The 26,779-nt window shown below is 67.8% G+C and carries 26 protein-coding genes; 15 read left to right on the forward strand and 11 right to left on the reverse strand.

The features are described from left to right. Positions 1 to 6: 6 nt before the first annotated feature. The 3 genes from A3ES_RS0114980 to A3ES_RS0114990 form a co-directional block, all read right to left on the reverse strand. The gene (locus A3ES_RS0114980) at positions 7 to 972 is read right to left on the reverse strand and encodes a LysR family transcriptional regulator (protein ID WP_020387647.1); all 966 of its coding nucleotides are present in this window, start codon (positions 970 to 972) and stop codon (positions 7 to 9) included. Positions 973 to 1,080: 108 nt separating this feature from the next. Continuing rightward, complete coding sequence (locus A3ES_RS0114985; protein WP_020387648.1) at positions 1,081 to 2,253, reverse strand: ABC transporter permease; 1,173 nt, start codon at positions 2,251 to 2,253, stop codon at positions 1,081 to 1,083. Then, on the reverse strand, positions 2,250 to 3,140 hold the full coding sequence (locus A3ES_RS0114990; protein WP_020387649.1) for an ABC transporter ATP-binding protein: 891 nt from the start codon (positions 3,138 to 3,140) through the stop codon (positions 2,250 to 2,252). Before A3ES_RS0114990 ends, A3ES_RS0114985 begins: the two co-directional genes overlap by 4 nt. Positions 3,141 to 3,454: 314 nt before the next feature. Between A3ES_RS0114990 and A3ES_RS54010 the strand changes: the two genes are divergently transcribed. Beyond that, the gene (locus tag A3ES_RS54010; RefSeq protein ID WP_157630523.1) at positions 3,455 to 3,934 is read left to right on the forward strand and encodes a hypothetical protein; all 480 of its coding nucleotides are present in this window, start codon (positions 3,455 to 3,457) and stop codon (positions 3,932 to 3,934) included. Here the strand turns inward: A3ES_RS54010 and A3ES_RS0115000 are convergent. Beyond that, positions 3,825 to 4,499 carry a response regulator gene (locus A3ES_RS0115000; protein ID WP_020387651.1) on the reverse strand — a complete coding sequence of 225 codons (675 nt, stop codon included), beginning with the start codon at positions 4,497 to 4,499 and terminating at the stop codon, positions 3,825 to 3,827. The genes A3ES_RS54010 and A3ES_RS0115000 overlap by 110 nt on opposite strands. Then, a complete protein-coding gene (locus A3ES_RS0115005; protein WP_020387652.1) occupies positions 4,496 to 5,839 on the reverse strand; it encodes a sensor histidine kinase in 1,344 nt (447 codons plus the stop codon). The genes A3ES_RS0115000 and A3ES_RS0115005 overlap by 4 nt, the downstream gene beginning before the upstream one ends. Before the next feature lie 61 nt (positions 5,840 to 5,900). Here A3ES_RS0115005 and lipA point away from each other — a divergent pair, with 61 nt between their 5' ends. From lipA to A3ES_RS0115035, 6 genes are all read left to right on the forward strand, one after another. Then, positions 5,901 to 6,845, forward strand: coding sequence for a lipoyl synthase (gene lipA, locus A3ES_RS0115010; RefSeq protein ID WP_026162883.1), 945 nt, complete (start codon positions 5,901 to 5,903; stop codon positions 6,843 to 6,845). Between the two features lie 30 nt (positions 6,846 to 6,875). Continuing rightward, positions 6,876 to 7,571 carry a DUF4191 domain-containing protein gene (locus tag A3ES_RS0115015; protein ID WP_020387654.1) on the forward strand — a complete coding sequence of 232 codons (696 nt, stop codon included), beginning with the start codon at positions 6,876 to 6,878 and terminating at the stop codon, positions 7,569 to 7,571. Positions 7,572 to 7,646: 75 nt separating this feature from the next. Continuing rightward, positions 7,647 to 8,030 (forward strand): VOC family protein, encoded by a 384-nt coding sequence (locus A3ES_RS0115020; protein WP_020387655.1) that lies wholly within the window; start codon positions 7,647 to 7,649, stop codon positions 8,028 to 8,030. Between the two features lie 84 nt (positions 8,031 to 8,114). Further along, the gene (locus tag A3ES_RS0115025) at positions 8,115 to 9,392 is read left to right on the forward strand and encodes an SAM-dependent methyltransferase (protein WP_020387656.1); all 1,278 of its coding nucleotides are present in this window, start codon (positions 8,115 to 8,117) and stop codon (positions 9,390 to 9,392) included. Positions 9,393 to 9,513: 121 nt separating this feature from the next. After that, positions 9,514 to 11,148, forward strand: coding sequence for an MAC/perforin domain-containing protein (locus A3ES_RS0115030; RefSeq protein WP_157630524.1), 1,635 nt, complete (start codon positions 9,514 to 9,516; stop codon positions 11,146 to 11,148). A gap of 28 nt (positions 11,149 to 11,176) precedes the next feature. Next, positions 11,177 to 12,196 carry a peptidoglycan-binding domain-containing protein gene (locus A3ES_RS0115035; RefSeq protein WP_020387658.1) on the forward strand — a complete coding sequence of 340 codons (1,020 nt, stop codon included), beginning with the start codon at positions 11,177 to 11,179 and terminating at the stop codon, positions 12,194 to 12,196. On the opposite strand, the gene A3ES_RS47225 is transcribed toward A3ES_RS0115035, so the two are convergent. Next, a complete protein-coding gene (locus A3ES_RS47225; RefSeq protein ID WP_026162884.1) occupies positions 12,197 to 12,661 on the reverse strand; it encodes an RDD family protein in 465 nt (154 codons plus the stop codon). Positions 12,662 to 12,829: 168 nt separating this feature from the next. On the opposite strand from A3ES_RS47225, the gene glnA reads away from it, so the two are divergent. From glnA to A3ES_RS0115060, 4 genes are all read left to right on the forward strand, one after another. Continuing rightward, entirely contained in the window at positions 12,830 to 14,254 is a 1,425-nt protein-coding gene (gene glnA / locus A3ES_RS0115045; RefSeq protein WP_020387660.1) for a type I glutamate--ammonia ligase, read from the forward strand. Between the two features lie 108 nt (positions 14,255 to 14,362). Beyond that, the gene (locus A3ES_RS0115050; RefSeq protein WP_020387661.1) at positions 14,363 to 15,436 is read left to right on the forward strand and encodes an LLM class flavin-dependent oxidoreductase; all 1,074 of its coding nucleotides are present in this window, start codon (positions 14,363 to 14,365) and stop codon (positions 15,434 to 15,436) included. Between the two features lie 401 nt (positions 15,437 to 15,837). Next, on the forward strand, positions 15,838 to 16,854 hold the full coding sequence (locus A3ES_RS51255) for a peptidoglycan recognition protein family protein (protein WP_020387662.1): 1,017 nt from the start codon (positions 15,838 to 15,840) through the stop codon (positions 16,852 to 16,854). A gap of 193 nt (positions 16,855 to 17,047) precedes the next feature. Then, the gene (locus A3ES_RS0115060) at positions 17,048 to 19,282 is read left to right on the forward strand and encodes an RICIN domain-containing protein (RefSeq protein ID WP_020387663.1); all 2,235 of its coding nucleotides are present in this window, start codon (positions 17,048 to 17,050) and stop codon (positions 19,280 to 19,282) included. A 53-nt stretch (positions 19,283 to 19,335) separates the two neighbouring features. Here the strand turns inward: A3ES_RS0115060 and A3ES_RS0115065 are convergent, their stop codons facing one another. Continuing rightward, positions 19,336 to 20,241, reverse strand: a complete 906-nt coding sequence (locus A3ES_RS0115065; protein ID WP_020387664.1) for a glycoside hydrolase family protein — start codon at positions 20,239 to 20,241, stop codon at positions 19,336 to 19,338. Between the two features lie 38 nt (positions 20,242 to 20,279). Here A3ES_RS0115065 and A3ES_RS0115070 point away from each other — a divergent pair, with 38 nt between their 5' ends. Further along, positions 20,280 to 20,582, forward strand: a complete 303-nt coding sequence (locus A3ES_RS0115070; RefSeq protein WP_020387665.1) for a nucleoside triphosphate pyrophosphohydrolase family protein — start codon at positions 20,280 to 20,282, stop codon at positions 20,580 to 20,582. A 45-nt stretch (positions 20,583 to 20,627) separates the two neighbouring features. Here the strand turns inward: A3ES_RS0115070 and A3ES_RS0115075 are convergent, their stop codons facing one another. From A3ES_RS0115075 to A3ES_RS0115085, 3 genes are read right to left on the reverse strand one after another with little or no spacing between them, the layout of a single operon-like run. Then, positions 20,628 to 22,178 carry a DUF6297 family protein gene (locus tag A3ES_RS0115075; protein ID WP_020387666.1) on the reverse strand — a complete coding sequence of 517 codons (1,551 nt, stop codon included), beginning with the start codon at positions 22,176 to 22,178 and terminating at the stop codon, positions 20,628 to 20,630. Next, complete coding sequence (locus tag A3ES_RS0115080; protein ID WP_020387667.1) at positions 22,175 to 22,816, reverse strand: ABC transporter ATP-binding protein; 642 nt, start codon at positions 22,814 to 22,816, stop codon at positions 22,175 to 22,177. The genes A3ES_RS0115075 and A3ES_RS0115080 overlap by 4 nt, the downstream gene beginning before the upstream one ends. Further along, positions 22,813 to 23,454: an O-methyltransferase gene (locus A3ES_RS0115085; protein ID WP_020387668.1), complete on the reverse strand. Its 642-nt coding sequence runs from the start codon at positions 23,452 to 23,454 to the stop codon at positions 22,813 to 22,815. Before A3ES_RS0115085 ends, A3ES_RS0115080 begins: the two co-directional genes overlap by 4 nt. 96 nt (positions 23,455 to 23,550) lie before the next feature. On the opposite strand from A3ES_RS0115085, the gene A3ES_RS0115090 reads away from it, so the two are divergent. Genes A3ES_RS0115090 through A3ES_RS0115100 form a run of 3 tightly spaced genes read left to right on the forward strand, consistent with a single transcriptional unit; the run spans position 23,551 to position 26,028 of the window. After that, positions 23,551 to 24,531, forward strand: coding sequence for a carbohydrate kinase family protein (locus A3ES_RS0115090; protein WP_020387669.1), 981 nt, complete (start codon positions 23,551 to 23,553; stop codon positions 24,529 to 24,531). Positions 24,532 to 24,585: 54 nt separating this feature from the next. Continuing rightward, positions 24,586 to 25,452 carry an aldo/keto reductase gene (locus A3ES_RS0115095; RefSeq protein WP_020387670.1) on the forward strand — a complete coding sequence of 289 codons (867 nt, stop codon included), beginning with the start codon at positions 24,586 to 24,588 and terminating at the stop codon, positions 25,450 to 25,452. A gap of 6 nt (positions 25,453 to 25,458) precedes the next feature. Then, positions 25,459 to 26,028 carry a TetR/AcrR family transcriptional regulator gene (locus A3ES_RS0115100; RefSeq protein WP_020387671.1) on the forward strand — a complete coding sequence of 190 codons (570 nt, stop codon included), beginning with the start codon at positions 25,459 to 25,461 and terminating at the stop codon, positions 26,026 to 26,028. On the opposite strand, the gene A3ES_RS0115105 is transcribed toward A3ES_RS0115100, so the two are convergent. Then, positions 25,999 to 26,703, reverse strand: a complete 705-nt coding sequence (locus A3ES_RS0115105) for a GntR family transcriptional regulator (RefSeq protein ID WP_020387672.1) — start codon at positions 26,701 to 26,703, stop codon at positions 25,999 to 26,001. The two genes, A3ES_RS0115100 and A3ES_RS0115105, sit on opposite strands and share 30 nt — an antisense overlap. Between the last annotated feature and the right edge of the window lie 76 nt (positions 26,704 to 26,779).

Consider the following 26,779-nt stretch of genomic DNA (forward strand, 5'->3'; position numbering starts at 1 on the left):
GCTGTTTCACGCTACGTGCATGCGTTGACGTTGCCCCCAGCGCGCGTGCTCGGCGAAGGCTTCGTCGTACGCGTGGATGGCCATCTGGCAGACATCCGCGGCCATCTGGGCGCGCGGTGATTCGGTGCTCCAGGCAAGCATCAGCCGGCGGTGGATCGGGTCGCCCACCAGCGGCCGGGTGGTGACGTCGCTGGACAGCATCCGGTACGACGTCGGCGAGATCAGCGCGACGCCCTGACCACTCGTGACGAAACCCATCAGCACCGAGGTGTCCACCGAGTGGTGCTCGATCTTCGGCTGGAAACCGGCCTTCTCGCAGGCCGCGCGGAACAGCACGTGGAAGCCGCTGTCGTCCGGCGGTTCGCCGATCCATTCCTCGCCGGCCAGGTCGGCCAGGTCGATCTCGCCGCGCGGCCGGCTCACCGCCGCCATCGGGTGATCGGCCGCCATCACCACGTACGCCGATTCGGACTCGACGATCGTGCACGCGTCGACCCCGGTCGGCAGCCGCAGCTCGAAACCCGGGAACTCACGCAGCAAGGCGAAATCGAGGCGCCCGTTCTCCAGCTGCTGCAACAGCACGCTGGTGGCCCACTCGACCTCGATGCTGACCTGCTCGATCTCGCCGTGGTCGCGCAGCCGGCTGGCGATCCCCGACATCGGTGCGGTCGGGAAACCACCCAGCCGTACTGCGCTCGACTCCACCGCGGTCATCGCCGACACCGTCGCCGACAGGTGGTCGACATCGACGAGGATCGCGCGGGCCCGGTCCACGGCGTACCGGCCCAGTGCGGTCGGGGTGACGCCGGTGCGGGAGCGTTCGAACAGCTCACCGCCGAACGCCGACTCGATCCGCTTGAGCTGCGCGGTCAGGCTCGGCTGGCTGACCTTCAACCAGCGGGCGGCCCGACCGACGGACCCCGCTTCTGCCACCAGGACCACCACCCGCAGGTGGCGCAGCTCGACGTTCATGCGTTGTGACCGTAGTCCAGGTCCGGGCTCCGGACACAGCGGTCCCGTGTTGCGGTTTTGTCACAGGGTGCAAAATTTCTGTAACGCTCGCCGCTCCAGCACGATAGGTCATGACGCCTTGATCGAAATCGCCTCTCGGTAGCCGAGCCGCCGGCCGGTCCGCAGCAGCGTCCGCTCGTAGAGCCGGGCCCCCAGCCGGACGATCAGGACCGTTGCCACCAGCAGGAACACGATCGCCAGCAGCGGCTGCCACAGCGGCACGTGCTCGGTCAGCATCCGCCCCGGCATCGCCATCGACGACGCGATCGGGATGAAGGACGCCACCGACTTGGCCTCGGCGCCCGCGAAGACGGAGAAGAAGAACGGGATCATCAGCACCATCTGCCCCGGCAACGTCGTCGAGCCGAGGTCCTCCTGCCGCGTGGCCAGCGATCCCGCCACCGCCCAGAGCCCCGCCAGCGCAACGAAGCCGAGTACGAAGAACACCACGAACCAGCCCGCGACCGGTGCGATCACCTCGAGGATGTCGGCCTGCCCTGTCGCCAGCAAACCGAGCAGCGACGCGGCCGCGATCACCACGATCTGGGTCAGCGCGAGCACCGTGTTGCCGATCACCTTGCCCCACAACAGCGCCCGGATCGGTACCGCGGCGGCGAGGATCTCCACCACCCGGCTCTCCTTCTCCTGGACGACGCTCTGCGCGATCATCATGCCGAAGCCGAGCGCGGTCATGTAGAAGGCCAGCGCGAGCCCGATGTTGACGAAGTTGGCGACGATCTCCGGCAGCGGCCCAGGATCGAGCAATCGCTCCTGCAGCTGACTCCCGGCCCGCAACTGCTCAGGCGTCAACCCGGCCCGCGCAGCGTTCTGCTCCATCCCGAGATTGGCCGCAGCCTCCCGCAGACTGTCCTGCAGACCGGAGTCGACCCGCTGCTTGCCCAGTACTTCGAACCCGTTCTTGCCCGGCAGCAGAGCCGCCTCCACCTCACCGTCCTTGACGAGCTGCTCAGCCGCCGCGACGTCCGCAGTACGGGTGGCTTCGTAGCTGTCGCCGCCCTTGATTCCGTCGGCGACTGCGACGACCTTGGCACCCGAGTCGTCCAGTACTGCGATCTTGTCCGGCCCGGAGTTCCCGGCGACCAGCGCCGGAATGATCACGGCGGCGAGCACCACGAGCAGCATGAACGCGGTCGAGCCGATGAATGTCTTGTCGCGGATCTTGGTACTGATCTCGCGCTGGGCCACCAGTTGCCACGGGTGCCGCAGGGTCTCGTTGCTCATCGGGTCGCCTCCCGGAAGACGTCGCTCAACGCCACGCGCTCGGGCCCGAACTCGAGCACCCGCCCGCGGCTCATCGCCTGCTGCAGAACTTGTTGCACAAGGCCCCCATCGGGATCGGTGACGACATCGAAGAGCGCCGTCGCGCCGGCCACGTCGCGGACCTTGATCCCCGGTACGTCGCGCAGCCAGCCGGCGTCCCCGTCGACCACCAGCCGGTACGTCGCGGCCGGTCCGGCAGCGAGCTCCGCAACGGGGCCGGCGGCAACGACCTTGCCCCGCGACAGCACCACCAGGTCGTCGCACAACCGCTCGACCAGCTCCAGCTGATGGCTGGAGAACAGCACCGGAACCTCCGGCGTGACCTCTTCGCGCAACAGGTCGACCATCGCGTCGACGGCCAGCGGATCGAGGCCGCTGAACGGCTCGTCCAGCACCAGCGCGATCGGCTCGTGCACCAGAGCCGCGGCGATCTGCACCCGCTGCTGGTTGCCGAGCGACAACGTCTCCAGGGTGTCCCCCGCCCGTTCGGCCAGCCCGAGCCGGCCGAGGATCTTGTCGGTCCGCTCAGCCGCCCGCAGCGAGTCCAGCCCGTGCAGCCGGCCGAAGAACACCAACTGCTCGTGGATCTTCATCTTCGGGTACAGCCCGCGTTCCTCGGGCATGTAGCCGAAGTCGCGCCGCACCTCGTTCGACAACGGCTCGCCCTGCCAGGTCACCGCGCCGCCGTTGGCGGCCAGTACCCCGAGGATGATCCGCATCGTCGTCGTCTTGCCGGCCCCGTTCGCGCCGACGAACCCGGTCATCCGACCGGGCCGTACGTCGAAGCTCACGTCGTCCAGCGCGAGGTGCTCACCGAACCGCCGGGTCAACCCAGCCACGCTCAGCATCCCGTTCACCGTTCCTCTACTACTCCGGCCCCCTGAACCGGGCGAACGCCCGGGCCGCTCCCGCCACGGGGAGTAGGCACCACGCTAGCCAGCCAGGACCCCGCAGTACGTCGGCCCGCAGTGTGATCGCGCAGGTCATCCGCAGGGGGGAGCAGGCACCCCAACCACCTGATCATTCGCCCCCTTTTCACCCTCTGTGCGGGCCGTCCGTTCCCATGCGCAGGGCGAAGAGGGTGAAAAGGGGGCGAATGATCAGGTGAGTTGGACACTCGGCAACTCCGCGGAGGATCCCCTGCCGCCCCTAGAGTTGGCAGGTGAAGTCAGTTCGTGTGCTCCTGCGTTCCGCCCACCGTGCCCTGACCGACGAGAACGTCGACCTCTGGCTGCTCACCGCCGCAGCCGCTGTCTTCACCATCCTGGGCATCATCGACGTAGCCAAGATGAACGTCCTGAGCTCCGCGATCCTCGCCCTGCTCGCCGCCCTCGCCTTCGCCCAGATCAAGTCCCGCAAACTGGTCGCCCAGCTCGCGACGGACCGCGACGGCACCAAGGAGATACTGCTGCGCGACTTCCCGGACGATCTGATCCGCCGCCGCGCCGAAGCCAACGACATCCTCCTCATCGGTATCTCGATGGCGCGCACCATCCAGGGCGCGCGCCTGCCGAGGTCGACTGAAGCGAAGCTCAGTGTTCGTCGCCCGGTACTACGAGGCCGCACTCGTAGGCGAAGACGACTGCCTGGACTCGGTCGCGGAGGCCTAGTTTCAGGAGGACTCGGGAGACGTGGGTTTTGACTGTGGCCTCTCCCACGAACAACGACGTGGCGATCTCGGTGTTGGTCAGGCCGCGGGCGATCAGGCCGAGCACTTCGCGTTCGCGTTCGGTCAGGTCGGCGACCAGGTCGGGGCGGTAGACGCGTTCGCCGCCGCCGGTGAACCGCTTGATCACCCGTCGGGTCACCTCGGGGGCCAGCAGCGCGTGGCCGGAATGGACCACCTGGATGGCCTCGACCAGGTCCTCGGGCGCGGTGTTCTTCAGCAGGAAGCCGCTGGCGCCCGCGCCGAGCGACTCGAACAGGTAGTCGTCACGGTCGAAGGTGGTCAGGATCACCACCTTGCCCGCGTCGGCGGCCACGATCCGCTGGGTCGCGGCGATCCCGTCCAGGCCGGGCATCTGGACGTCCATCAGGACGACGTCCGGCCGCAACTCCAGCGCCAGCTCGACCGCCTTCTCGCCGTCGGCGGCCTCGCCGATCACCTGGATGTCCGGCTCCACCGACAGGATCATCCGGAAGCCCGCCCGGACCAGGTCCTGGTCATCCACCAGCAGGACGCGCATCGGCGTACCGGCCTCACTCATGTCTCTGGTTCTCCTTCGGGAAGTACTGGCTGCAGCGGGATCCGGGCGCGGACCCGGAAGCCGCCCACCGGGCGGGGACCGATCTCGCTCTCGCCGCCGAGCAGGCTGACCCTCTCACGGATGCCGACATGTCCCAGCCGGCTGCCGACCGGCGCGTGCTTCGGGCGGCCGTCGTCGATCACCTCGACCTCGACGGCGGTGTCGGCCAGATAGCGCAACGTGACGTGCGCGCTCCGCGCGGTCGAGTGCCGCCGCACGTTCGTCAGCGCCTCCTGCGCGATCCGGTACACCGACACCGAGATCGTCTCGGGCAGCTTCACCGGCTGGCCGATCTGGTGGAACCCGACCGACAAGCCCTCACCGTTCGCCGTCGAGACCAGCGCCGGCAGCCGGTCCGCACCCGCCTGCGGAGCCTTCCCCACCGGTACGCCGAGGTCGTCGTCGAGCTCGGGATCGGCGGCCCGGAGCATGCCGAGCAGCTGCCGCATCTCGTTGACCGCGGTCCGGCTGGAGTCCTCGATCACACTGAGCGCGTTCTTCGCCGCCTCCGGATCGGAGTCCATCACCCGGCGGGCACCACCGGCCTGGATGCCGATGCTGCTGATGTGGTGCGCGACCACATCGTGCAGCTCACGCGAGATGCGCAGCCGCTCATCGATCACGGCCCGCCGGGCGTTCGCCTGTTGCTGGGTGGCCAGCTCGACGGCCTGCTGCTCGAGTTCGTGCCGCTGCCGGGCGATGCCCCAGGCGGCCCGGCCCCAGAAGTAGGCGCCGAAGAAGTACAGGACGTTGACCGCGATGTTCAGCAGCACGAACGACACATACGGCGACAACAGGCCCTGGTTGGCGCCCGTGATCGCGTCGGTCTGCAGCGCCTTGACGAATCCGTAGAACAGCCAGCAGAACATCTCCAGGAAGACGACCACTATCGCGATCTTCATCCGGCGGCGATCCTGCGCCCAGGCCACCGCGGTGTACATCGCCATGAACTGCGAGATCTGCGTCACAAGGTTGCCGGCGAAGGCGAACGGCACCCGCTCCCCCGCCGTGAAGAACAGGATCGACACGACCAGTACGACGGTCAGCGGGTAGCGGCGGCGGAAGCACAGCGGCAGGGCGATCGCGGCGCTCAGGACGTACGCCTCGATGCCTCCGGCCCCCATGTCGACCTGGCCAGGCGCGGTCGACTTCGCCAGCTCGGTGCCGATCAGCCCGGCGACGGCCATCCCCAGCCCCAGGGCGATGTCCCGGTTCAGGCCGCGACGGTCCGGTACCGGGCGGAGCCAGACGGTGTTGGGCGTACCGGTCCCCGGGGGTGTGCCGGGCTGGGAGGTGGACATGGCTGCCCAGCCTACGGGTGGGCTCGCCGATGCTCCGGGAGCGCCGCGTACTCTGGTGGGCGTGACGATCGCCCCAGAAGGACGGAAGCTACTCAGACTCGAAGTGCGCAACGCGGAGACCCCGATCGAGCGCAAACCCGAGTGGATCAAGACGCGCGCCAAGATGGGCCCGGAATACCAGAAGCTGCAGGCGCTGGTGAAATCCGAAGAGCTCCACACCGTGTGTCAGGAAGCCGGCTGCCCCAACATCTTCGAGTGCTGGGAGGACCGCGAGGCCACCTTCCTCATCGGCGGTGACCAGTGCACCCGGCGCTGCGACTTCTGCCAGATCGACACCGGCAAGCCGGAGGCCCTCGACCGCGACGAGCCCCGCCGCGTCGCCGAGTCCGTCGTCAAGATGGGCCTGCGCTACGCCACCGTCACGGGTGTCGCCCGCGACGACCTGGAAGACGGCGGCGCCTGGCTGTACGCCGAGACGATCCGCCAGATCCACGCGCTGAACCCCGGTACCGGAGTCGAGATGCTCGCGCCGGACTTCAACGCCGTACCGGAGCAGCTGGCCGAGGTGTTCTCGTCCCGCCCCGAGGTGTTCGCGCACAACGTCGAGACGGTGCCGCGGATCTTCCGCCGGATCCGGCCCGGCTTCCGCTACGAGCGCTCGCTCGACGTGATCACCCAGGCCCGCGACTACGGACTGGTCACCAAGTCCAACCTGATCCTCGGCATGGGCGAGACGCGCGAGGAGGTCAGCCAGGCGCTGGCCGACCTGCACGGCGCCGGCTGCGAGATCATCACCATCACCCAGTACCTGCGCCCGTCGGTGCGGCACCACCCGGTCGAGCGCTGGGTGCGACCGGAAGAGTTCGTCGAGATGAAGGAGGAGGCCGAGGAGATCGGCTTCGCCGGAGTCATGTCCGGGCCACTCGTGCGTTCGTCGTACCGGGCCGGTCGGCTGTACCGTCAGGCTGTGGAGTCGCGGATGACCTCCGCGACCCAGGATGCTTAGGACCTCGCTCAAAAACGGACAAAGGTAGAGATGGCCAAGAACGACGCGCCCGCCGAGAAGACCAGCCGGCTCAAGCAGATCCGGTCGGCGTACCAGCTGACCAAGAAGTCCGACCCGCGGATCGGGCTGATCCTGGCCGGGATCTTCCTCGGCGTGGTCGCGATCTTTTTCGCCCTCGGGTGGTTCGTCGGCCCGCTGATGGTCTGGATCCCGCTGGGCGTCGCGCTCGGCTTCCTGGCCGCGACGATCATCTTCGGCCGCCGGGTCGAGAAGGCGGCGTACAGCCAGATCGAGGGCCAGGCCGGTGCGGCCGCCTCGGCGCTGCAGACGCTGCGCCGCGGCTGGAACGTGACGCCCGCCGTCGCGGTCACCAAGAACGCCGACATCGTGCACCGGGTCGTCGGCCGGCCGGGCATCGTGCTCGTCGGTGAGGGCCAGGCGAGCCGGGTGAAGAACCTGCTCGCCGCCGAGGGCAAGAAGCACAACCGGGTCGCCGGTGGCGCGCCGGTGATCCAGATCGTCGCCGGTACCGGCGAGGGCGAGATCGACATCCGCAAGCTGACCAAGCACGTGATGAAGCTTCCGCAGGCGCTGCAGCCGTCGGAGATCACCGACCTGCTCCAGCGGCTGAAGGCGCTGGACGCCGTCCGGCCGCAGGTGCCGATGCCCAAGGGTCCGGTGCCGACCAGCATGAAGGGCGCCCGGCAGGCCATGAAGGGCCGCTGAACCGCGTCGATCGGCTCGATCCTCGTTCGTCAATCAGGGTGAGAAACATCCTTTTTCGAGCGAGGAGGTAACGCAATGGTGGTTGACGACGTTTTCCCTATCGTGACCAGTGCTGATCTGGAGCGGCTGCTGCCGTTCTACACCGACGTGCTCGGCGGGGAACGGGTTTACCAGTTCCCGCCGCAGGGCGCACCGGCGTACGTCAGTCTGCGCTTCGGCACGGCCGCGCTGGGGCTCGGCCACGACCCGGAGTACCAGCCTGCCCCGGGGACGCCGGCGATCTCGCTGTGGCTGTACGTCGACGACTGTGACGCCACGGTCGAGCGCGTCCGGGCCTCGGGTGGACGGATCACCGAGGAAGCGACCGATCAACCGTGGGGCGAGCGGATAGCGCGTGCCGAGGACCCCGACGGCAACCTGCTCGTCTTCGGCCAGCGAGCCGCCGAGCCCGCCACCTAGCAATGCCGTTCCTCGTGTCGCGCCCGCTGGTCATCGTCCGGCCTTAGGGTGCGACCAGGAACGGATGAAACCTGAGGTAGACAGATGACCGATCTATATCCCGCGGTGCACGAACCGGCGGTGGAGACGTGGCCCTCCCTGGCGCCACCACGCTCCAATCCGGTACGCCGGGCCGGCGCGCTCACCGCGCTGCGCTTCATCGCGCGGGATCTGCCTGCCACGATCTCGCTGGACAACCGCCGGTACGGCCAGGGCGGTCCGGCGATGCTGGTGCACCGCACGGGCCCGTTCCTGGACCGGCTCGGCAACGACGCGGGCTCCGGCTTCGGCGAGGCCTACCTGGCCGGCGACTGGGATCCGGAGCCGGGGACCGACCTGGCCGATCTGCTGGTGCCGTTCGCGGAGCGGTTCAGCTCCGACCAGGACCGGCATCTGCTGCCGAAGTGGGCGCAGTCGCTGCGCTGGCTGGTGACGCGCTCGCAGCCGTCCGACCAGGAGAACGACCGGGCCGGCGCTCGTGAGAACGTGAGCCGCCACTACGACCTGAGCAACGCGATGTTCTCGGAGTTCCTCGACCCGTCGCTGACCTACTCGGCGGCGCTGTTCGACCAGCAACCCGAGTCCGACCTCGCGACGGCGACGTACGAGGAACTGTCGAACGCCCAGTTGCGCAAGCTCGACGCGATCCTCGACGCGGCCGGCGTACGGGCCGGCTCGCGGGTGCTCGACATCGGGTGCGGCTGGGCCAGCCTGGCGATCCGCGCGGCTCAGCGGGGCGCCTGGGTGACGGCCATCACGATCGCGTCGCAGCAGGCGTTGCTCGCCCAGCGCCGGATCGCCGATGCCGGCGTGAGCGATCGCGTCCAGGTCGCGCTGCGTGACTACCGCGATCAGATCGGCGTCTTCGACGCGGTCCTCAGCGTGGAGATGATCGAGGCGGTCGGCGAGAGGTACTGGCCCGTGTACTTCGACGCGATCGAACGGCGGCTCGCGCCCGGCGGCAAGGCCGTCGTCCAGGCGATCGTGATGCCGCACGAGCGCATGCTGGCCACCCGGAACACGTTCACCTGGGTGCAGAAGTACATCTTCCCGGGCGGCCTCATCCCGTCGGTGGACGTGATCCAGCAGGTCACCGCACAGCACACCGGCCTGCAGGCGGACGTGCTCCGCCACCTCGGCCCCGACTACGCCCGGACCCTGCGAATCTGGCGCAACCGCTTCATCGACCGCTGGCCCGCCATCGCCGACCTGGGCTTCGACCCAACCTTCCGTCGCATGTGGGAGTTCTACCTCGCGTACTCCGAAGCCGGCTTCCGCGCCGGCTACCTGGACGACGTCCAACTGCTGCTCACCAAGCGCTAGGATGACCGCTTTCCTTAGGCCAGTCTTAAAGCAGGCTTAGGAAAAGTCGCCCATTGACCGCCTGCTGAATCACCCCGCACGCTGGAATCTCGTTCGACGAGATTTCAGGGGGGCTGGGGAAATGGCAGATCAGGAACGTACCATTCCGTTTCGGGACGGAATGGCGCTCGGCGTCGGCATCAACGACCTGACCGGCGCGGTGGGGACTTTACCGGCGATCATCTTCGACACCTCGGCGGCATCGGCGGCCGACGAGGGGATGGAAGGCCGGTTCGACACGTCGCTGGTGAACTCCAGCGAGCAGATGTACAGCTCACTCGGCGTGAATGTGTCCGCGGAAGGCCGGTACGGGCTTTTCAGCGCCGAAGGCAAATTCACCTTCGCCGAGGAATCCCGGTTCAACTCGAGCTCGACCTTTCTGGTCGCCCGGGCGGATATCCAGAACGCGTTCCAGCGGGTCCAGAATCCGAATCCGACCCAGGACGCCCAGGACCTGGTCCGCGACGGCAAGACCGAGTTGTTCCGCAAGCGGTACGGCGACCTGTTCATCCGGGGTGTCAAGAGCGGTGGCGAATACATCGCCGTCTTGTCCATCACCAACGAGTCGCAGGCCGACCAGCGCGAACTCGGCATCGCGCTGAAGGCCAGCTTCGACGGCATCGCCGCCGGCGGATCGGTGTCCACCGAGATCCAGAGCACTGTGTCCAAGCTGCGGGAGACGTCCGAGATCAGGGTCTCCACCTATCAGCGGGGTGGCAGCGGGGCGCAGATCTCCTACACCGGCACCGTCGAGGAGGTGATGAACCGGCTGAAGACCTTCGCGTCCGCAGTACAGGAGAACCCGAAGGCGTACTCCGTGCAGGCCGCTTCCTACGACACGCTGATCTTCCCGGCCGAGCCGAACTGGTTCGACATCCGGCGCCAGCAGGACGTGCTGGAGGACTGCCTGAAGAAGCGACTGCAGCTGAACACCCTGCGCAACGACATCGAGATGGTGCTGCTGCATCCCGAGTACTTCCTCGTCCCACCGGCCTCGTCGGTCCTGACGCGATGGAGCAGCGAGATCACCGACACGCTGAACCGGCTGGACCAGCACACGTCGGAGGTGGTCGACAGCATCTCGGCCGCGGACTTCTTCCCGCTCGCTCTGCCGGACGGACTCGCGTTGCCGCAGCGGAACCTGCACTCCTCCGCCCAGGTCGAGGTGTTCAACCACTCCGACTTCAGCACGGAACCGTGGCAGGGCATCCCCGCACGCTCGCAGAAGCTGGCTCCCGGCTGGTACGACGATGCCAAGAACCAGCTGCTGATCGGCAACGACCAGCTCAGCTCGATCAAGGTACCGGAGGGTCTGGCGGTGCGCGCCTACGCGCACGCCTGGTTCCAAGGTCAGTTCATCGACTTCACCGCCGACGTCCCCGCCGTCTCGATGGACTGGAACGACCAGGTCTCGTCCCTGGTGGTCTATCGCGCCGACGAACCGCCGCCGGTGGTCGACCACATCGTCGCCCTCGACTTTCTCTGGGGCCGCTGGCTGGTCCTGAAACCAGGCCGGTACGACGACCTGAACGCCACCTCGCTCGGCGCCGCGACGCTCAGCGCACTCCTGATCCCGCGCGGCATGATCGTCCGGCTCTGGGACTCCCCCGGCTGCACCGGCAACACCACCGACTTCCTCGCCGACACGCTCGAACTGCCGGCCGAATGGAACAACCGCGCCGCCTCGCTCGAGGTCATCGACACGAGGCAGCCGTGAGCGCCACTACTTCCGAGAGGGAACTGCCATGCTGACTTCTGTCTTGTTTGCCGGCGACCTGCTACTGGAGGACATCGCTGCCGATCGGGTGGAGCCGGATGGGCAGCGGGCGCGGATCTCGGTCAGCCGCCACCGCAACGATCCGGCCGTGCGCAAGATCCAGACGGCACTGCTCGGCTGGGATCCGGACTGTCTGCCGGTGCACGGCGCGGACGGGGACTTCGGGCCGGAGAGCGCCGACGCGGTCGGCCGGTTCAAGGCCGAGGAGCTGCAGGTTCCCGCCGATCAGATCATCAAGGACGTCGGCCCACAGACGGTGACCAGGCTCGACCAGCTCCAGGCGGGCGTGGATCCAGGACCGGGGCCGGCGCCCGCTCCCGAGCTGCACGTCGTCACCTTCTGGATCAACGGCTTCATCCCCGATCCCGGAATGACGCCGTTCGTCGTCCCGGCGCCGGGGCCGGGTGATCGCTCGATGATCGTGATCCCGGACGTCCCGTTCAACCGCTTCTTCCTCGGCGACAACCGCGGCTTCAGCCAGGCCGTCGACGCCCCGGCGCGGATCCACTCTCTGGTCGAGATCACCAACCTGGAGACCGGCACGCCACAGCTCCAAGCGGTCGACCACAAGTGCGGCGAGAGTCACGAGCTGGACGGCACCGGGCAGATCATCCGCAGCGCGACGGCGCCGATCGACCGGCTCCGGTTCCTGCGGCTGCGTGGGAACTCCTCTGTCGATCCGGAGGGTGGTGTGATCGTCGACTCGCCCAGCCTCCGATTCGTCCAGCTGGACTATGAGGCCGCGGCCAGCCTGCCGCTGCTGGCGGCCGGGCCGGACATCGACCTCGTCGGCGTCCTGCAGATCGACCGGGACGCGCGGACCTTCCGCTTCCGCGGCTCGGTGGACGGCTTCCCGGCCTTCGAGGCCTACGTCTCGTTCAATCTCGGCCCACCCGTCCGTCTCTTCGCGCTGCCACCGATCTCGCCGATCTTCATCATCGGCGACGTCAAACGGCCGATCGACGTCACGGTGCCGGTGACCACCTAGTCAGCGGCGTACGACGATGGTGTGGGCGGCTAGGTCGTGCAACCCGCGGTGGTCTTTGTCGAAGATGACTGCGGGTAGCACCAGGCAGACCAGGAAGGTGCGGATCGCGCCGCCCAGGAGGCCGACCTGGGCCGCGTAGCCGACCCCGCCGCCTTTCGTGCGGATCACCCGCATGCCCAGCAGCCGGTGGCCGATGGTCGCTCCGGCCAGGCCGGTCAGGATTGCTGACATGGCGAAGAAGATGACCAGCTGGGCGGTGTTGAAGTCATTGCCGCCGGCCCAGATCGGCTTGCCGACCACCGCGGAGGCGATCAGGCCCGCGATCAGCCAGTCGACGAAGAGTGCGACGAAGCGGCGGCCCCAGCCGGCCACTGAGCCCGGTCCGGCCTCGGGCAGACCGAGGCGATTGCCCGGATATCGGTACTCCTCGGTGGGTCCCGCCCCGGATTGCGCAGATGATGCCATGATGACGAGGCTACCGAGGCGGCCCGGGCTCTCACTGCCCTGCCCGCCCATACCAGTGGGTCAGCGCGGACACGCTGGGCGTAACATCCGCGAAACATTGGGGTCACGGCCGAGTAATCGGCAGGGCCTACGTTCAGAACAATCTCTGAGCCACCCCGAGGAGTGTGTATGTTTTCCAGCGCTGAGGAGCTGCTCGCCTACGTCAAGGACGAGGGCGTAGCGTTCATCGATGTCCGATTCTGCGACCTTCCGGGCATCATGCAGCACTTCACCGTCCCGGTGTCGTCATTCGGTCCCGAGGTCTTCGAGGACGGCCTGCAGTTCGACGGCTCGTCGATCCGTGGCTTCCAGCAGATCCACGAGTCGGACATGTCGCTGCTGCCCGACCCGACCACGGCGTACCTCGACCCGTTCCGCCGGGACAAGACGCTGATCGTCAACTTCTTCGTGCACGACCCGCTGACCGGCGAGGCCTACAGCCGCGACCCGCGCAACATCGCCCGCAAGGCGCAGGAGTACCTGAAGTCGACCGGCATCGCCGACACCGCCTTCTTCGCGCCCGAGGCCGAGTTCTATGTCTTCGACGACGTGCGGTTCGAAACCAAGCAGAACGAGAGCTACTACCACATCGACTCCGTCGCCGGCGCCTGGAACACCGGCCGCGTCGAGGAGGGTGGCAACCGTGGCTACAAGGTCCGCTACAAGGGTGGCTACTTCCCCGCGCCGCCGGTCGACCACTTCGCCGACCTGCGCAACGACATCACCAAGCACCTCGAGCTCAGCGGCCTGACCGTCGAGCGCGCCCACCACGAGGTCGGCACCGCGGGCCAGGCGGAGATCAACTACCGCTTCGACACCCTGCTCACCGCGGCCGACGACCTGATGAAGTTCAAGTACATCGTCAAGAACACCGCCTGGGAGGCCGGCAAGACCGCGACCTTCATGCCGAAGCCGATCTTCGGCGACAACGGCTCGGGCATGCACTGCCACCAGTCGCTGTGGAGCAACGGTGACCCGCTGTTCTACGACGAGTCCGGGTACGGCGGCCTGTCGGACATCGCCCGCTGGTACATCGGCGGCATCCTGAAGCACGCCCCGTCGCTGCTCGCCTTCACCAACCCGACGGTGAACTCGTACCACCGCCTGGTGCCGGGCTTCGAGGCGCCGGTCAACCTGGTCTACTCCCAGCGCAACCGCTCGGCCTGCATCCGGATCCCGATCACCGGCTCGAACCCGAAGGCCAAGCGGATCGAGTTCCGCTGCCCCGACCCGTCCTCGAACCCGTACCTGGCCTTCTCGGCCCAGCTGCTGGCCGGCCTGGACGGCATCCGCAACAAGATCGAGCCCGCGGACCCGATCGACAAGGACCTGTACGAGCTGCCGCCGGAGGAGCACGCGTCGGTCAACCAGGTCCCCACCTCGCTGCCGGCCGTGATCGACTCGCTCGAGGCCGACCACGACTTCCTGCTCGAGGGTGACGTCTTCACCGGCGACCTGATCGAGACCTGGATCGACTTCAAGCGCGAGAACGAGATCGCCCCGATCCAGCTCCGCCCCCACCCGCACGAGTTCGAGCTCTACTACGACGTCTGAGTTCTCAAGCTCCGAGCCCCATCCGCAGCACTGCGGATGGGGCTCGTTGCTTTCCGGCTGGCGAGACGGCGTATGTCTAGTAAGTTCATTGGAATAGATTTACTGGGTATGAGCCTCGAGACGCTTTGGTACATCCCCAATCAGGTCGAGCCCGGGCATCGGGGTGACGACGCAGTACAGGATCACAACAGCTTGGATCGACTGACGGAGCTGGCCTTGCTCGCCGAGCGGCATGGGTGGGGTGGCGCGTTGCTTGGTACCGGGTGGGGGCGGCCTGACACCTTGACGGTGGCGACCGCGCTCGCTGCCCGTACTACGACCTTCCAGCCGCTGGTCGCGATCCGGCCGGGGTACTGGCATCCCGCGCATTTCGCGTCGGCGTCGACGACGTTGGACCAGCTGTCCGGTGGGCGGTTGCTGGTCAACATCGTGTCGGGTCAGGACAACCTCGCGGCGTACGGCGACAGCGAGGGCGATCAGGCCCAGCGGTACGCGCGCACCAAGGAGTTCCTGCAGCTGGTACGACGCCTCTGGACCGAGGAGGACGTCACCTTCACCGGCGAACACTTCTCGGTGAGCGGGTCGACCGTCGCCACCCGCCCGGTCGTCCGCGAGGGCCGGCCACACCCACGCCTGTACTTCGGGGGCGCCTCGCCCGCCGCCGAGCGAGTCTCCGCCACCGACGCCGACGTACAGCTCTTCTGGGGTGAGCCGTTGGACGGCATCGCCGAGCGCATCGACCGCCTGAAGGCGCTGCAATCCGAACTGGGTCGCGAGCACGCGCCACTCGAGTTCGGCCTCCGCATCACCACGCTGATCCGCGACACCACCGACCAGGCGTGGGCGGACGCGGAGGCCAAGGTCGCCAAGATGTCCGAGGTGGACTACTTCCGCGACGAGCGGCGCTTCAAGGCGGTCGGCCAGCAACGCCTGCTGGAGCTGGCCGATCGAGGCGACGTCCTCGACGACATCCTCTACACCGCCCCCGGCAAGTACGGCGGCGGAGGCGCCGGCACCACCTGGCTCGTCGGCTCCGCCCAAGACGTCGCCAAGGCCCTCCGCAAATACCAGGACCTGGGCATCACCCACTTCATCCTCAGCGACACCCCGTACCGCGAAGAGATCATCCGCGTCGGCGACCAACTGCTACCCCTGCTCACCAACACACCGAACGCGAGTTGAGAAGTCAGCAGCGTTCGTTCGCTTCTTCCTCCGACATGGCCGGGCCCGCAGGGGTCGTCACTCCGCAAACGTCCTCGCTCGCGGAACCAGCGCACGCAGTACAGGCGCCCAAGGCAAGGAGCACGACGGCCACTGCCTCAACAACTCTTCGGTCCATGACAGGTCCTCCCCCATCAGGGTTGGGGCCGAAAGGGTGACGGTCAACACCGGCGCGGACACGAAGGGGCAGAATCGCTCGACTGGATGCGTTGTGGGTGGGTAGGTTCTGTGGGGCTTCGCGGGCTGATCCGGGTTTGGTGGGTTTGAATCGTGGGCTAGGGTGGAAATCACCGAAAGTAGGGGAACCGCCACTCCCTGTCGCCGGAGGGTGGGACTCGCACCGCCAAATGCAAGGAGTCCCGATGGTCGACTACTTACCCCGTTCCGCGTGGGGTGCGCGAGCGCCGAGTTCCGGCCCTGGCCGGCTGCTCGCCTCGAGGGTCCGTGGGGTCGCGATCCACTGGCCCGGTACCGGATCAACCCGCCCGATCCACACCCGGACCGCGGTCGCGTCCGCGTTGCGCGGCTGGCAGGCGTTCCACATGGACGACCGCGGCTGGTCCGACATCGCCTACCAGGTCGCCGTCGACCAGGCCGGCCGGGCCTGGACGCTGCGCGGCCTGCGCACCCAGTCCGGCGCCAACGGCTCCCTGACCCTCAACCAGCAGTACGGCGCGATCCTGCTCGTGCTCGTCACCGGCGAACAGCCGACCAGCGCGATGAAGGCGACGGTCCGCGGGGTCGTCGCCGACTTCCGCCGGTCGTTCCCGGGCGGCACCAGGATCGTGCCGCACTCGGCGATCCGCCCGGGGGGCACCGACTGCCCAGGACCCGCCGCCCGCGCCGCGATCGCCCGTGGGGACTTCACCCCGAACAGCTCACCGGAGGACGATATGACTCCCGCCCAGATGCAGGAACTGAAGAACTTCATCGAGGCCCGCAACAAGGCGTACGCGCTGTGGGTGCACAAGATGCTGTCGCGCCAACTGGTACAGGTGGCCAAGGCGTACACCACCGACATGAAAAACTTCGAGCGGCAGACCGACGCCGCCGACGCGGCCCGCGCCGCCGCAGCCGTCTGGGCCACCCAGCCAAGGCCCGGCCAGGAGCCGAGCGACCCGATCGACCCGAATGATCCAGTCGACCCGGTCGACCCCACGGAACCGCCCCTCCCGGACGAGGACCCGATCCCCTTCCCACCGCTGCCCGAAGAGCCGGCCACCCCCGAAGAGCCCGGTACTCCGGAGGAACCCGGTACTCCGGAGGAGCCCGGCATCCCCGAAGAGCCAGGCGCCCCCGAGGAGCCCGGGACGCCCGAGCAGCCGGTCGACCTGGAGGAGCCCGCCAACCCCGAGCCCACGCCCCAGCCCGAGAAGTAGACACCACCTCAGCAACGCAACGGCGCCTCCGGTCGACACCGGGGGCGCCGCGTTGCGTTGCGGAGTACCGGAAGCGGTTCCGAAACCTGGGCTGACTTAGTCTGACTCTTGAATTAAGTAGGGAAGTTAGCTTTCCTTGGGGAGCGCCGCTGCGAATGCGCATTCCCGCCCCATAATTTCAGAGGAGAGTCAGATGACTCCAGGAGGCGCCCCACTCCGCCCACCGCCGCGAACTCGCCGGTTCGCGGCGATCGCCGTGGCCTTGGTGGCCGCGATAGTCGCGACAGGGCTGACGGTGACCTACTCGTCCGATGCCAGCGCGGCGATCTCGCCGACCGGGTGGAACACCGTGGTCAACAAGTTCAGCGCCAAGTGCGTCGATGCGCGCGCTGCCGCGACCGTCAACGGGACGGCTGTCCAGCAGCAGAGCTGCAACAGCAGCACCGCGCAGCAGTGGCAGTTCCAGCCGACCAGCGACGGCCATGTCCGGATCAACGCGCTGAACAACGCGGCCCAGGCCCTCGACGTCACGAACGTCTCCACCGCCGACAGCGCCCCGATCCAGTTGTGGGCCTACGGCAACGGCAACAACCAGCAATGGCGGCCGGTCGAGGAAGCCGACGGCGCCTACCACCTTGTCAACCGCAACAGCGGCAAGTGCCTCGACGTACCGGGCGCCTCGACCGCTGACGGTCTCCAGTTGCAGCAGTACACCTGCAACGGGACCGCTGCCCAATCGTTCAGGATTCTCCCTGTGGACGGCACTCCCCCGACCGACCCGCCGGCGGGTCAGCCCGACCTCGGCCCGAACGTGTCGATCTTCGACCCGTCGATGCCGCAGAGCACCATCCAGAACAAGCTCAACTCGGTCTTCAGCCAGCAGGAGACCAACCAGTACGGCGAACAGCGGTACGCGCTGCTCTTCAAGCCGGGCACCTACAACGTGAGCGCCAACGTCGGCTTCTTCACCCAGGTCGCGGGGCTCGGCCTGACGCCGTCCAGCGTGACGATCAACGGCGCCGTCCATGTCGAGGCCGACTGGTTCCCGCCGCAGAACGCGACGCACAACTTCTGGCGTGGCGCCGAAGGCCTGACCGTCAATCCGCCGGGTGGACTCGACCGCTGGGCCGTCAGCCAGGCATCGGCGTACCGGCGGATGCACCTGAAGGGCAATCTCGCCCTGGACGACGGCGGCTGGGCCAGCGGTGGCTTCATGGCCGACACGCTCGTCGACGGCCAGGTCCGGTCGGGCAGCCAGCAGCAGTGGCTGTCGCGGAACACCAACTGGGGCAGCTGGACCGGCCAGAACTGGAACCATGTCTTCGTCGGCGCGCAGAACGCACCCGCCGGCGGCTTCCCGGATCCGGGGTACACGAAGATCGCGCAGACCCCGATCATCCGGGAGAAGCCCTATCTGTACATCGATGCTGCAGGCAACTACAAGGTGTTCGTCCCGGCACTCAAGTCGAACTCGGCCGGCCCGGGCTGGACGAACGGCAACCCGGCCGGTGAGTCGCTGCCGATCGATCAGTTCTACATCGCCAAGCCGGGCGTGACCGCGGCGACTCTCAATGCACAGCTTGCCGCCGGCAAGAACCTGCTGTTCACGCCAGGCGTCTTCAAGCTCAGCGACACGCTGCGGATCACCCGGCCGAACACCGTCGTCCTCGGTCTCGGCCTGGCGACCCTGATGCCGACCAACGGAAACCAGTCGATCACGGTCTCCGACGTCGACGGCGTCAAGCTCGCCGGTCTGCTGATCGATGCGGCACCGACCAACTCAGCCCTGCTGATGGAGATCGGTCCGGCCGGCTCGTCGGCCAACCACTCGGCGAACCCGACCTCGCTGCACGACGTCTACTACCGGATCGGCGGTTCGGCCGTCGGCAAGGCGACCGAGACGTTGCGGATCAACAGCAACAACGTGATCCTCGACCACGTCTGGCTGTGGCGGGGTGACCATCGCGACGGCGTCGGCTGGAACGTGAACACGGCGGCGACCGGGTTGGTTGTCAACGGCAACGACGTTACGGCGTACGGGTTGTTCGTCGAGCATTACCAGAAGTACCAGACGATCTGGAACGGGAACGGCGGGCGGACGTACTTCTACCAGAACGAGCTGCCGTACGACCCGCCGAACCAGGCTGCCTGGATGAACGGCTCGACCCGCGGCTATGCGGCGTACAAGGTCGCGGACTCCGTCACCACCCATGAGGCGTGGGGGCTGGGCAGCTACTGCGTCTTCACCTCGGATGCGAGCATCGTGGCCGAGCGGGCGTTCGAAGCACCGGTCAAACCGGGCGTGAAGTTCCACAACATGATCACCGTCTCCCTCGGCGGTCGCGGAACGATCGCCCACGTCATCAACAACACCGGCGGCCCTTCGAACTCGACCAGCAACGAAGCCACGGTCGTGAACTTCCCCTAGGGGATCCGATCAAGGGCCTGGCCGAGATCTGCCCTTCGACCAGGCCCTTTCCCTCAACGCCCTGCTGCTGTCAAGGTCCGCAGGGCGTTGAGGGTAACCATCTCGTTCGGCCCGGCACGCCCCCAGTCCACGACCTCCTGGGCCAGGGAGCCACCAGCAGGACGCCACCACTGCAGCCTGGTGTGCCAACGACCGTCCGGTTGCCGCCGCCGCTCCAACTCGTCCAACGCGTTGCCCGCTCGCCCGTCCTTGATCAGACCGAGCCGCGACAACACCAACAGGGCTTGAAGAATGTCGTAGTGCCAGTACGGCGGGTAGCTCGGCTGCAGCCATCGCTTGTTGATCACCTCGCCCGTACCAAGACTCCGGAACACCCGGTGCTCCAGGAACAACTCCCCAGCCCGTACTGCGGCGTCGCGCGCCGCCGTGTCGCCGGTAACCCGGCTGTACTCGTGCAGACCCCAGGCGGCCGCATGGGTCTCGTGGAACGATGACCGGTGAGCAGCAGGGTTCCTGTCGCAGTTCCAGCCGCCGTCGGGCCACTGCCACTCCAGCAGCCCCTCCGCCAGCCTCTGTACGCGCGGATCCTCTGCTAGCCCCAGCCGGGAACAAGCAGCCAACGCATTACCCTCGATCGACGCGCACCGACGCGCCAGCCCCTCTATGACCGGCACCTTGTAGCGCAACGACGCCATCAGGTCCTTCAGCACCTGTTCTGCCGCAGCAACCGCTCGCGGCTCCCCCGCCGGTACCTCGAGCTCCACCAGCGACACGATCCGCCAGTGCGCACCCTTCCACTTCTGGTACGAACGCCGCTCCGGAGGCGCCGCCAGCAACGCCTCCACCTTCGCGCCTCGCAGTACGTCCTCACCGAACGGCTCCCCCAGCAAGTCCCGGCGTGCCATCCCGCGCACCGCCGGCTCGTCCGACTCCAGCAACCACTCGACCGCTGTGTCCATCTGACCAGTTTGTCGGATGAAGGTGCTTGGGTGGTGGCGTGGAGATCAGTGAGTTGTCCGAGCGGGTGGAGAAGTTGTCGGCCAGGTATGGGGAGTATCTGGGGATCGAGCGGGACGGGGACTGGTTTCTGCTGAAGTTTCAGGAGGAGGTCGGCGAGCTGACGCAGGCCTACCTGCAGGTGACCGGGCGGGCGCGGACGAAGGGAAAGTCCGCCGATGAGATCCGGGACGCCTTCCAGCTCGAGTTCGCGGATGTGTTCTGCCAGTTGCTGCTGCTGGCCCGGCATTTCGACGTCGACGTACCGCGGGAGATCGAGCGCAAGTGGCTGTCGCACGAGTGAGCAAAGCGAGGTGGTACGCCAGTGACCGCAAAGGCGATTGACCGCTCAGTTTTGTTTCGGTGAGATGGCGAAGAGGATCATGCCGATGATCGACGGCACGATCACCACCCACATGTCGCTCAGGCCCAGGAGCACCGGCGCCAGGCAGATCAGCAGCAGGTCGAAGCCACGCATCGGCGTCGAGAACAGCCCGGGCGGGATGGCGCCCATCGGGGATGCGACAAGCGGCCCGCTGTACGACGGCGGCCGGGCCGAGGCCTGCCGGACCGCACCCGTCAGCATCCCGGCCGCGACGGCAAACGCCACCGCCGGACTCCCGAGCGCCGGCTCGGCCAGCGCAGCCCACACAACTGCAAACCCACCCGGTACTACGGACATGATCACGCGCAACTCGCGGAGCTCCATGCCGAGTGCTCGGACTAGGCCAATGGACCGGCATACCGACCGCAGCCCGTCCATCAACGGGCGAACGGCTCCAAACCCGGCCAGCCCGGCGGCGATGGGCACCAGTACGTCGTACCCGGTGCCGGCGACGGCGTACGGGACGACCAGGAGGGCGAAGGCGATCACCAGCCGCCGGGGCCAGCGCAGTACGCGGAGGAATTCCCGGTGGATCATGGCGACCGCGTTGGAGCCACGGCCGCGGCGCGACTTCAGGCGACCCTGCAGCCGCCAGTGACGCCCGGCAACGACGTCAGCGAGCAGGCTGACATCCAGCGTGATCGCAGCACCGGCCAGCCCAGCCAGGAGGTCTCCCCCAGCTACCACGGTCTGGCGACTGAGCCGGCCCAAAGTGCGTCCGGCAAGCACTACGAGTACCACCGCGACAATCAACGCCACCGCACTGAGCACCAGCAGCCGTGCGTCCAGTGCGGACGTCTCGGGCTTGTCGCCGTAGGAGTAGACGGCGATGGTCATGGTTCTTGTCGCAGCGTCGGCCTGAGGCTCCTGGCGCACGGCTAGGAGCAGAGCAGGGATCGCGGCAGCAACCAGAAGGCCGTCAGCGATCCACAGCGCCCAGCGGGAGCGCTTCGCCGTCTGCTGCGCCCACACCGTGGCACAGGTCGTGAAGAGCAGCAGCACTGTCGTCAGCAGAGCCGCCTCGCCCACAGTCGACCAGGCGGCGCCGAAGAGCGCCCAGCCGACTGCTGCCGCCACCGCACCGACCACAGCGGCCGCAGTGACCACCAGCCGGTACGACGGTCGCAGTAGCGCGGCACGGTCCACAGGTGTCGCCAGTAGCCAGAAGGCGGTGGCGCGGGAGGCCGAGACGGGTCCGATGCTCAGCAGCACGCGGAGCATGGTCGAGACCAGCAACGGCACCAAGATGTACGGCACCGTGTCGAGCAGCCAGGAGCACGAGCCCGACGTACAGGCTGCTGACTTGTCGTTGAGGTTCAGCAGTACGTTGCCACCGGTCGCGCCGAGCATGGCGACAGCGAAGACGATCAGGTAGATGTCCTCGAACTGCTGCCAGAACGTGCGATCCGCCTTACCCCGCCGGACCTTGCGCATCCAGCGACGCAACACCCGCGACGACGGGATCGCGCCGAAGTCCGCCGGGTCGAAGACGACCGGGCCGTCGGCGGTACTCATGACAGCGGGGTGAGGGTGACGGTCTCGTCGGCGACGGCGTCCACCAGCGCCGCGTCGTGGCTGGCGAACAGGATCGACGTACCGGCCTTCTTCTCCGCGACCAGCATCTCGGCCAGCCAGGCGACACCTGCGGCGTCGAGCCGGGCCTCGGGCTCGTCGAGCACCAGCAGTTTCCGCGGCCGGACCAGCGCCGTCGCCAGCGCGAGCCGCCGCCGCTGACCCGACGACAACGAACCGGGGAGCTGATCCGCGGCACCGAGCATGCCGACGGAGTCGAGCACCGTGTCGACCAGATCCTCCGGTGTCGGGTTGCCGTGGGCACGGGCGAGCAGGTCCAGATGCTCGGCGACGGTCAGGTCCGGGAAGAAGTCGAGGTCGTCGAGCAGCGAGGCCACGTCGCGGCGTACCGTCTCGGCGCGCTCGTCGATCGGCGCGCCGTCCAGCAGGATCTCGCCGGCGGCCGGCTCCGCGGACCCCACGATGCACTTCAGCACCGTGGTCTTGCCTGCGCCGTTCGGGCCGACCAGGGCGATCGCCCGGCCGGCCCGCAGGGTGAAGGTGAGGTCCTCGATCACCGGGCGCTCGGCGTACAGGTGCCGCAGGCCCTTCACGGCCAGCCGGGGTACGGCCTTCGTCACCGCTTCCGGACCAGGGTCAGCCCGTCGCCGATGCCGAGGATGACCACGTCGACGCGCTCGTCCGCGGCGATGTGCGCGTTGAACTCCTTGCGGTCGACCGGGTCCTGCTCGTGCTCGCCGACCACCCGGCCGCCGGCCAGCGTGTTGTCGAACAGCAGCAGGCCGTTCGGCTTGATCTTCGGTACGAGCTGCTCGAAGTAGTCGATGTAGCCGGACTTCTCCGCGTCCACGAAGGCCAGGTCGAACTCGCCCTCGAGCTTGGCCGCCGACTCGTGCGCGTCGCCGATCCGCAGGTCGATCTTGTCCGCGACACCGGCCCGCTGCCAGTACCGGCGCCCGATCGAGGTCCACTCGTCGCTCACGTCGAGGCAGATCAGCTCGCCGTCGGCCGGCAGCCCGCGGGAGATCGCCAGCGCCGAGAAGCCGGTGAAGGTGCCGATCTCGACCGCGCGGCGCGCCGACACCAGCCGGGTCAGCGTGGTCAGCAGCGCAGCCTGGTCGGCGGTGGTCAGCATCTCCGAGATTCCACCCAGTGCCCGGGTCTCGGCGACCAGGTCGCTCGCGACCTCGTCCAGCGGCATCCCGTGCGCGACCATGTAGTCGTGCAGCTCATCGGTGACCAGAACCTGATTACCCATCGAAACCGCCATCCTGAAGTCGTCGTCGTTGTCTCGCCTGTAGTCTCTACGGGTTGTCCAGCAGCTCGACACCCACCCCTCCGAGGAGACCTCCGTATGCGCATCGCCGTCGCTGGATCGATCGCGACCGACATCCTGATGACCTTCCCCGGACGCTTCAAGGACCAGTTCCTCGAAGAGCAGATGCACAAGGTCTCGCTGTCGTTCCTGGTGGACGAACTGGTCGTGCACCGCGGCGGGGTCGGCGCCAACATCTGCTACGGGATGGCGCAGCTGGGCCAGCCGTCGCTGCTCGTCGGCTCGGTCGGATCCGACTTCGCGGAGTACGGCGCCGCGCTGGTTGCCGCCGGCGTCGACATCTCCCAGGTCCGGATCTGCGAGAACGTGCATACGGCCCGCTTCACCTGTACGACGGATCTCGATGCCAACCAGATCGCGTCGTTCTACACCGGCGCGATGGCTGAGGCCCGCGAGCTGGACCTCGGCGCGATCCATGGGACGACCGGCGGGATCGACCTGGTGCTGATCGGTGCGGACGACCCGGACGGCATGCTGCGGCACACCACCCTGGCCAAGGCCAACGGGATCGACATCGCCGCTGATCCGTCGCAGCAGCTGGCGCGGATGGACGGCGAGCAGATCCGCGAGCTGATCGACGGGGCGACGTACCTGTTCAGCAACGAGTACGAGTCCGGCCTGATGGTCCAGAAGACCGGGTGGAGCCACGACGAGATCTTGTCCCGGGTGGGCGTCCGGGTGACGACCCACGGCGGCGACGGAGTCGTGATCGAGAACGCCGGCGGCATCCTCGCCAAGGTCCCGGCCGTCCCGACCTCCGCCCTGGTCGACCCGACCGGCGGCGGCGATGCCTTCCGCGCGGGCTACCTGACCGGCCGCGCCGCCGGCCTCGACCACGAAGCCGCCGCCCAGGTCGGCTGCACCCTGGCGACGACGGTCCTCGAGACGGTCGGCACCCAGGAGTACACCCTCGACCGCCCAGCCTTCTTGACCCGCCTCGCCTCGGCGTACGGCGCCGCCGCCTCCACCACTGCGGCGACCACGCTCAACCTCAACTGACTTGTCTGGCGAACTAAGGTGAACTGTACGTTCAGTTCACTTGAGGAGACAGGTATGACTGAGGCAGTCGCGGTGGCGTCCGGCGAGTTCACCATCGGTGGGGATCTGACCGTCCGCCGGTTGGGGTACGGCACGATGCAGCTTCCCGGGCCGGGGGTCTGGGGCGAGTCGCGCGATCCCGACGAGGCCGTCCGGGTACTGCGCCGCGCGGTCGAGCTCGGCATCAACTTCATCGACACCGCCGACGCGTACGGGCCGTTCACCGCGGACCTGCTGCTCAAGAAGGCACTGCACCCGTACGCCGATGACCTGGTGATCGCCACGAAGGCCGGGTTCACCCGGAGCGGCCCGGGTCGTTGGGCTGAGGTCGGTCGCCCGGAGTACCTGCGGCAAGCCGTCGAGCTGAGCCTGCGGCACCTCGGTCTCGAGCGGATCGACCTGCTCCAACTGCACCGGATCGACCCGAAGGTCCCGGTGGCCGACCAGGTCGGCGAGCTCGCCGATCTGCAGGCCGAGGGCAAGATCCGGCACATCGGCCTGTCCCAGGTCAGCGTCGAGGAGATCCAGGAAGCGGCCAAGACGGCGACGATCGTCTCCGTGCAGAACCTCTACAACCTCGCCCAGCGCGACGACGAACCGGTCCTGGAGTACGCCGAGCAGAACAACCTCGGCTTCATCCCCTGGTTCCCGCTCGCCACCGGTGAACTGGCCAAGGCCGGCGGCCCGCTCGACGCGATCGCCAAGGACCATGAGGCCAGCCCGTCGCAGCTCGCGCTCGCCTGGCTGCTCAAGCGCTCGCCGGTGATGCTGCCGATCCCCGGCACCTCCTCGGTCGTCCACCTCGAGGACAACGTCGACGCCGCGCGTCTCGAGCTGACCGACGAGGAGTTCACCAAGCTCACCGAGGCCGTCGGCCGGTGAGCCACGATGACGCCTGAGCATCCCCGCAGCCTGAAGGCCAAGGATTCGGTGCTTTGCGCAACGACCGAACTGCTCACCGAAGGCGGGTTGCCGGCGGCAACGGTCGACGCGATCAGCGCTCGATCAAGGGTGAGCAAGGCAACGATCTACAAGCACTGGCCGTGTCGTACGGCGATCGCTGCCGAGGCGTTCGGCAAGCAGATGGCGGCCGCGATCCCCTTGCCGGACAGGGGAAACGCGGTCGACGACCTGACCGAGCAGGTCCGCTTGGTGAGCGCCTTCTCCGCGGGTCCGCACGGTACTGTCTTCGCCCAGTTGCTCGCCGCGTGCGTCGCCGACCCGGCCGGCTCGCCGTACTTCCGGGAGTACTTCCTGGACGCCCGGCGAGCGGCCGTTGCCGAGCTTTGGCAGCGGGCGCTCGACCGTGGTGAGGTCGACCCGGAGATCACCGCGGATACGGCGACCGACGTACTGTTCGGGCCGTTGATCTTCCGGCTGATGACCGGTCATCAGGCGCTCACTCAGGAGCAGGCCGATGCCCTTTCGTCAGCGGCCCTGCGCGGTCTCCTCAGCTGATTCTTTGCGGGCCCAAAGTCCGCGGACGTGGCCGATGTGGCGCAACATCAACTGCTCCGCGCCGGCCGCGTCGCGGGCCTCCACGAGATCGACCAGCACGTGATGCTCGGCAGCGGACTGGACGAGGCGGCCGCTCTTCACCAGCGGGGTCAGCCCGAGCAGCCTGGTCTGCGAGCGCAGATCGGACACGACGTCGACCAGCCGCGGGTTGCCGCTGTAGGCGAGCAGAGTGACGTGGAAGACCCGGTCCGCCTCGATGTACTCGATCAGGTTGCCGGCCTTGGCCGCGACCACGATGTCCTCGGCCAGCTCCCGAAGCCTGGGGATGTCGGCCGCCGGGATGAGCGGTACGACGTCGCGCACCGTCGGCGGTTCGATCAGCAGCCGCAGCTTGGTGACGTTGTCGAGGTCCTCGTCCGACATCTCGGTCACCCGGAAGCCCTTGTTGGGCAGCGAGATGACCAGCCCCTCCTTGACCAGGTCCAGCATCGCCTCCCGGACCGGGGTCGCGGACACACCGAACTTCGCCCCGAGCATCGGCGCGGAGTACACCGTGCCGGGCTCCATCTCGCCGGAGATGACCGCGGCGCGCAGCGCGTGCGCGACGCTGTCCCGCAGATTCTCCCGCTTGAGCCTGCGCACGCTCGGCAGCGGATGGACCGATTCCGCGCTCATCCCCGTCACTCCTGCACCGCCCCTACTCAAGGTTGACACGGCCACATTGTCGGACATGACCTGGCCGGGAACGAAA

Source organism: Kribbella catacumbae DSM 19601, from assembly GCF_000372465.1.
Lineage (GTDB): Bacteria > Actinomycetota > Actinomycetes > Propionibacteriales > Kribbellaceae > Kribbella > Kribbella catacumbae.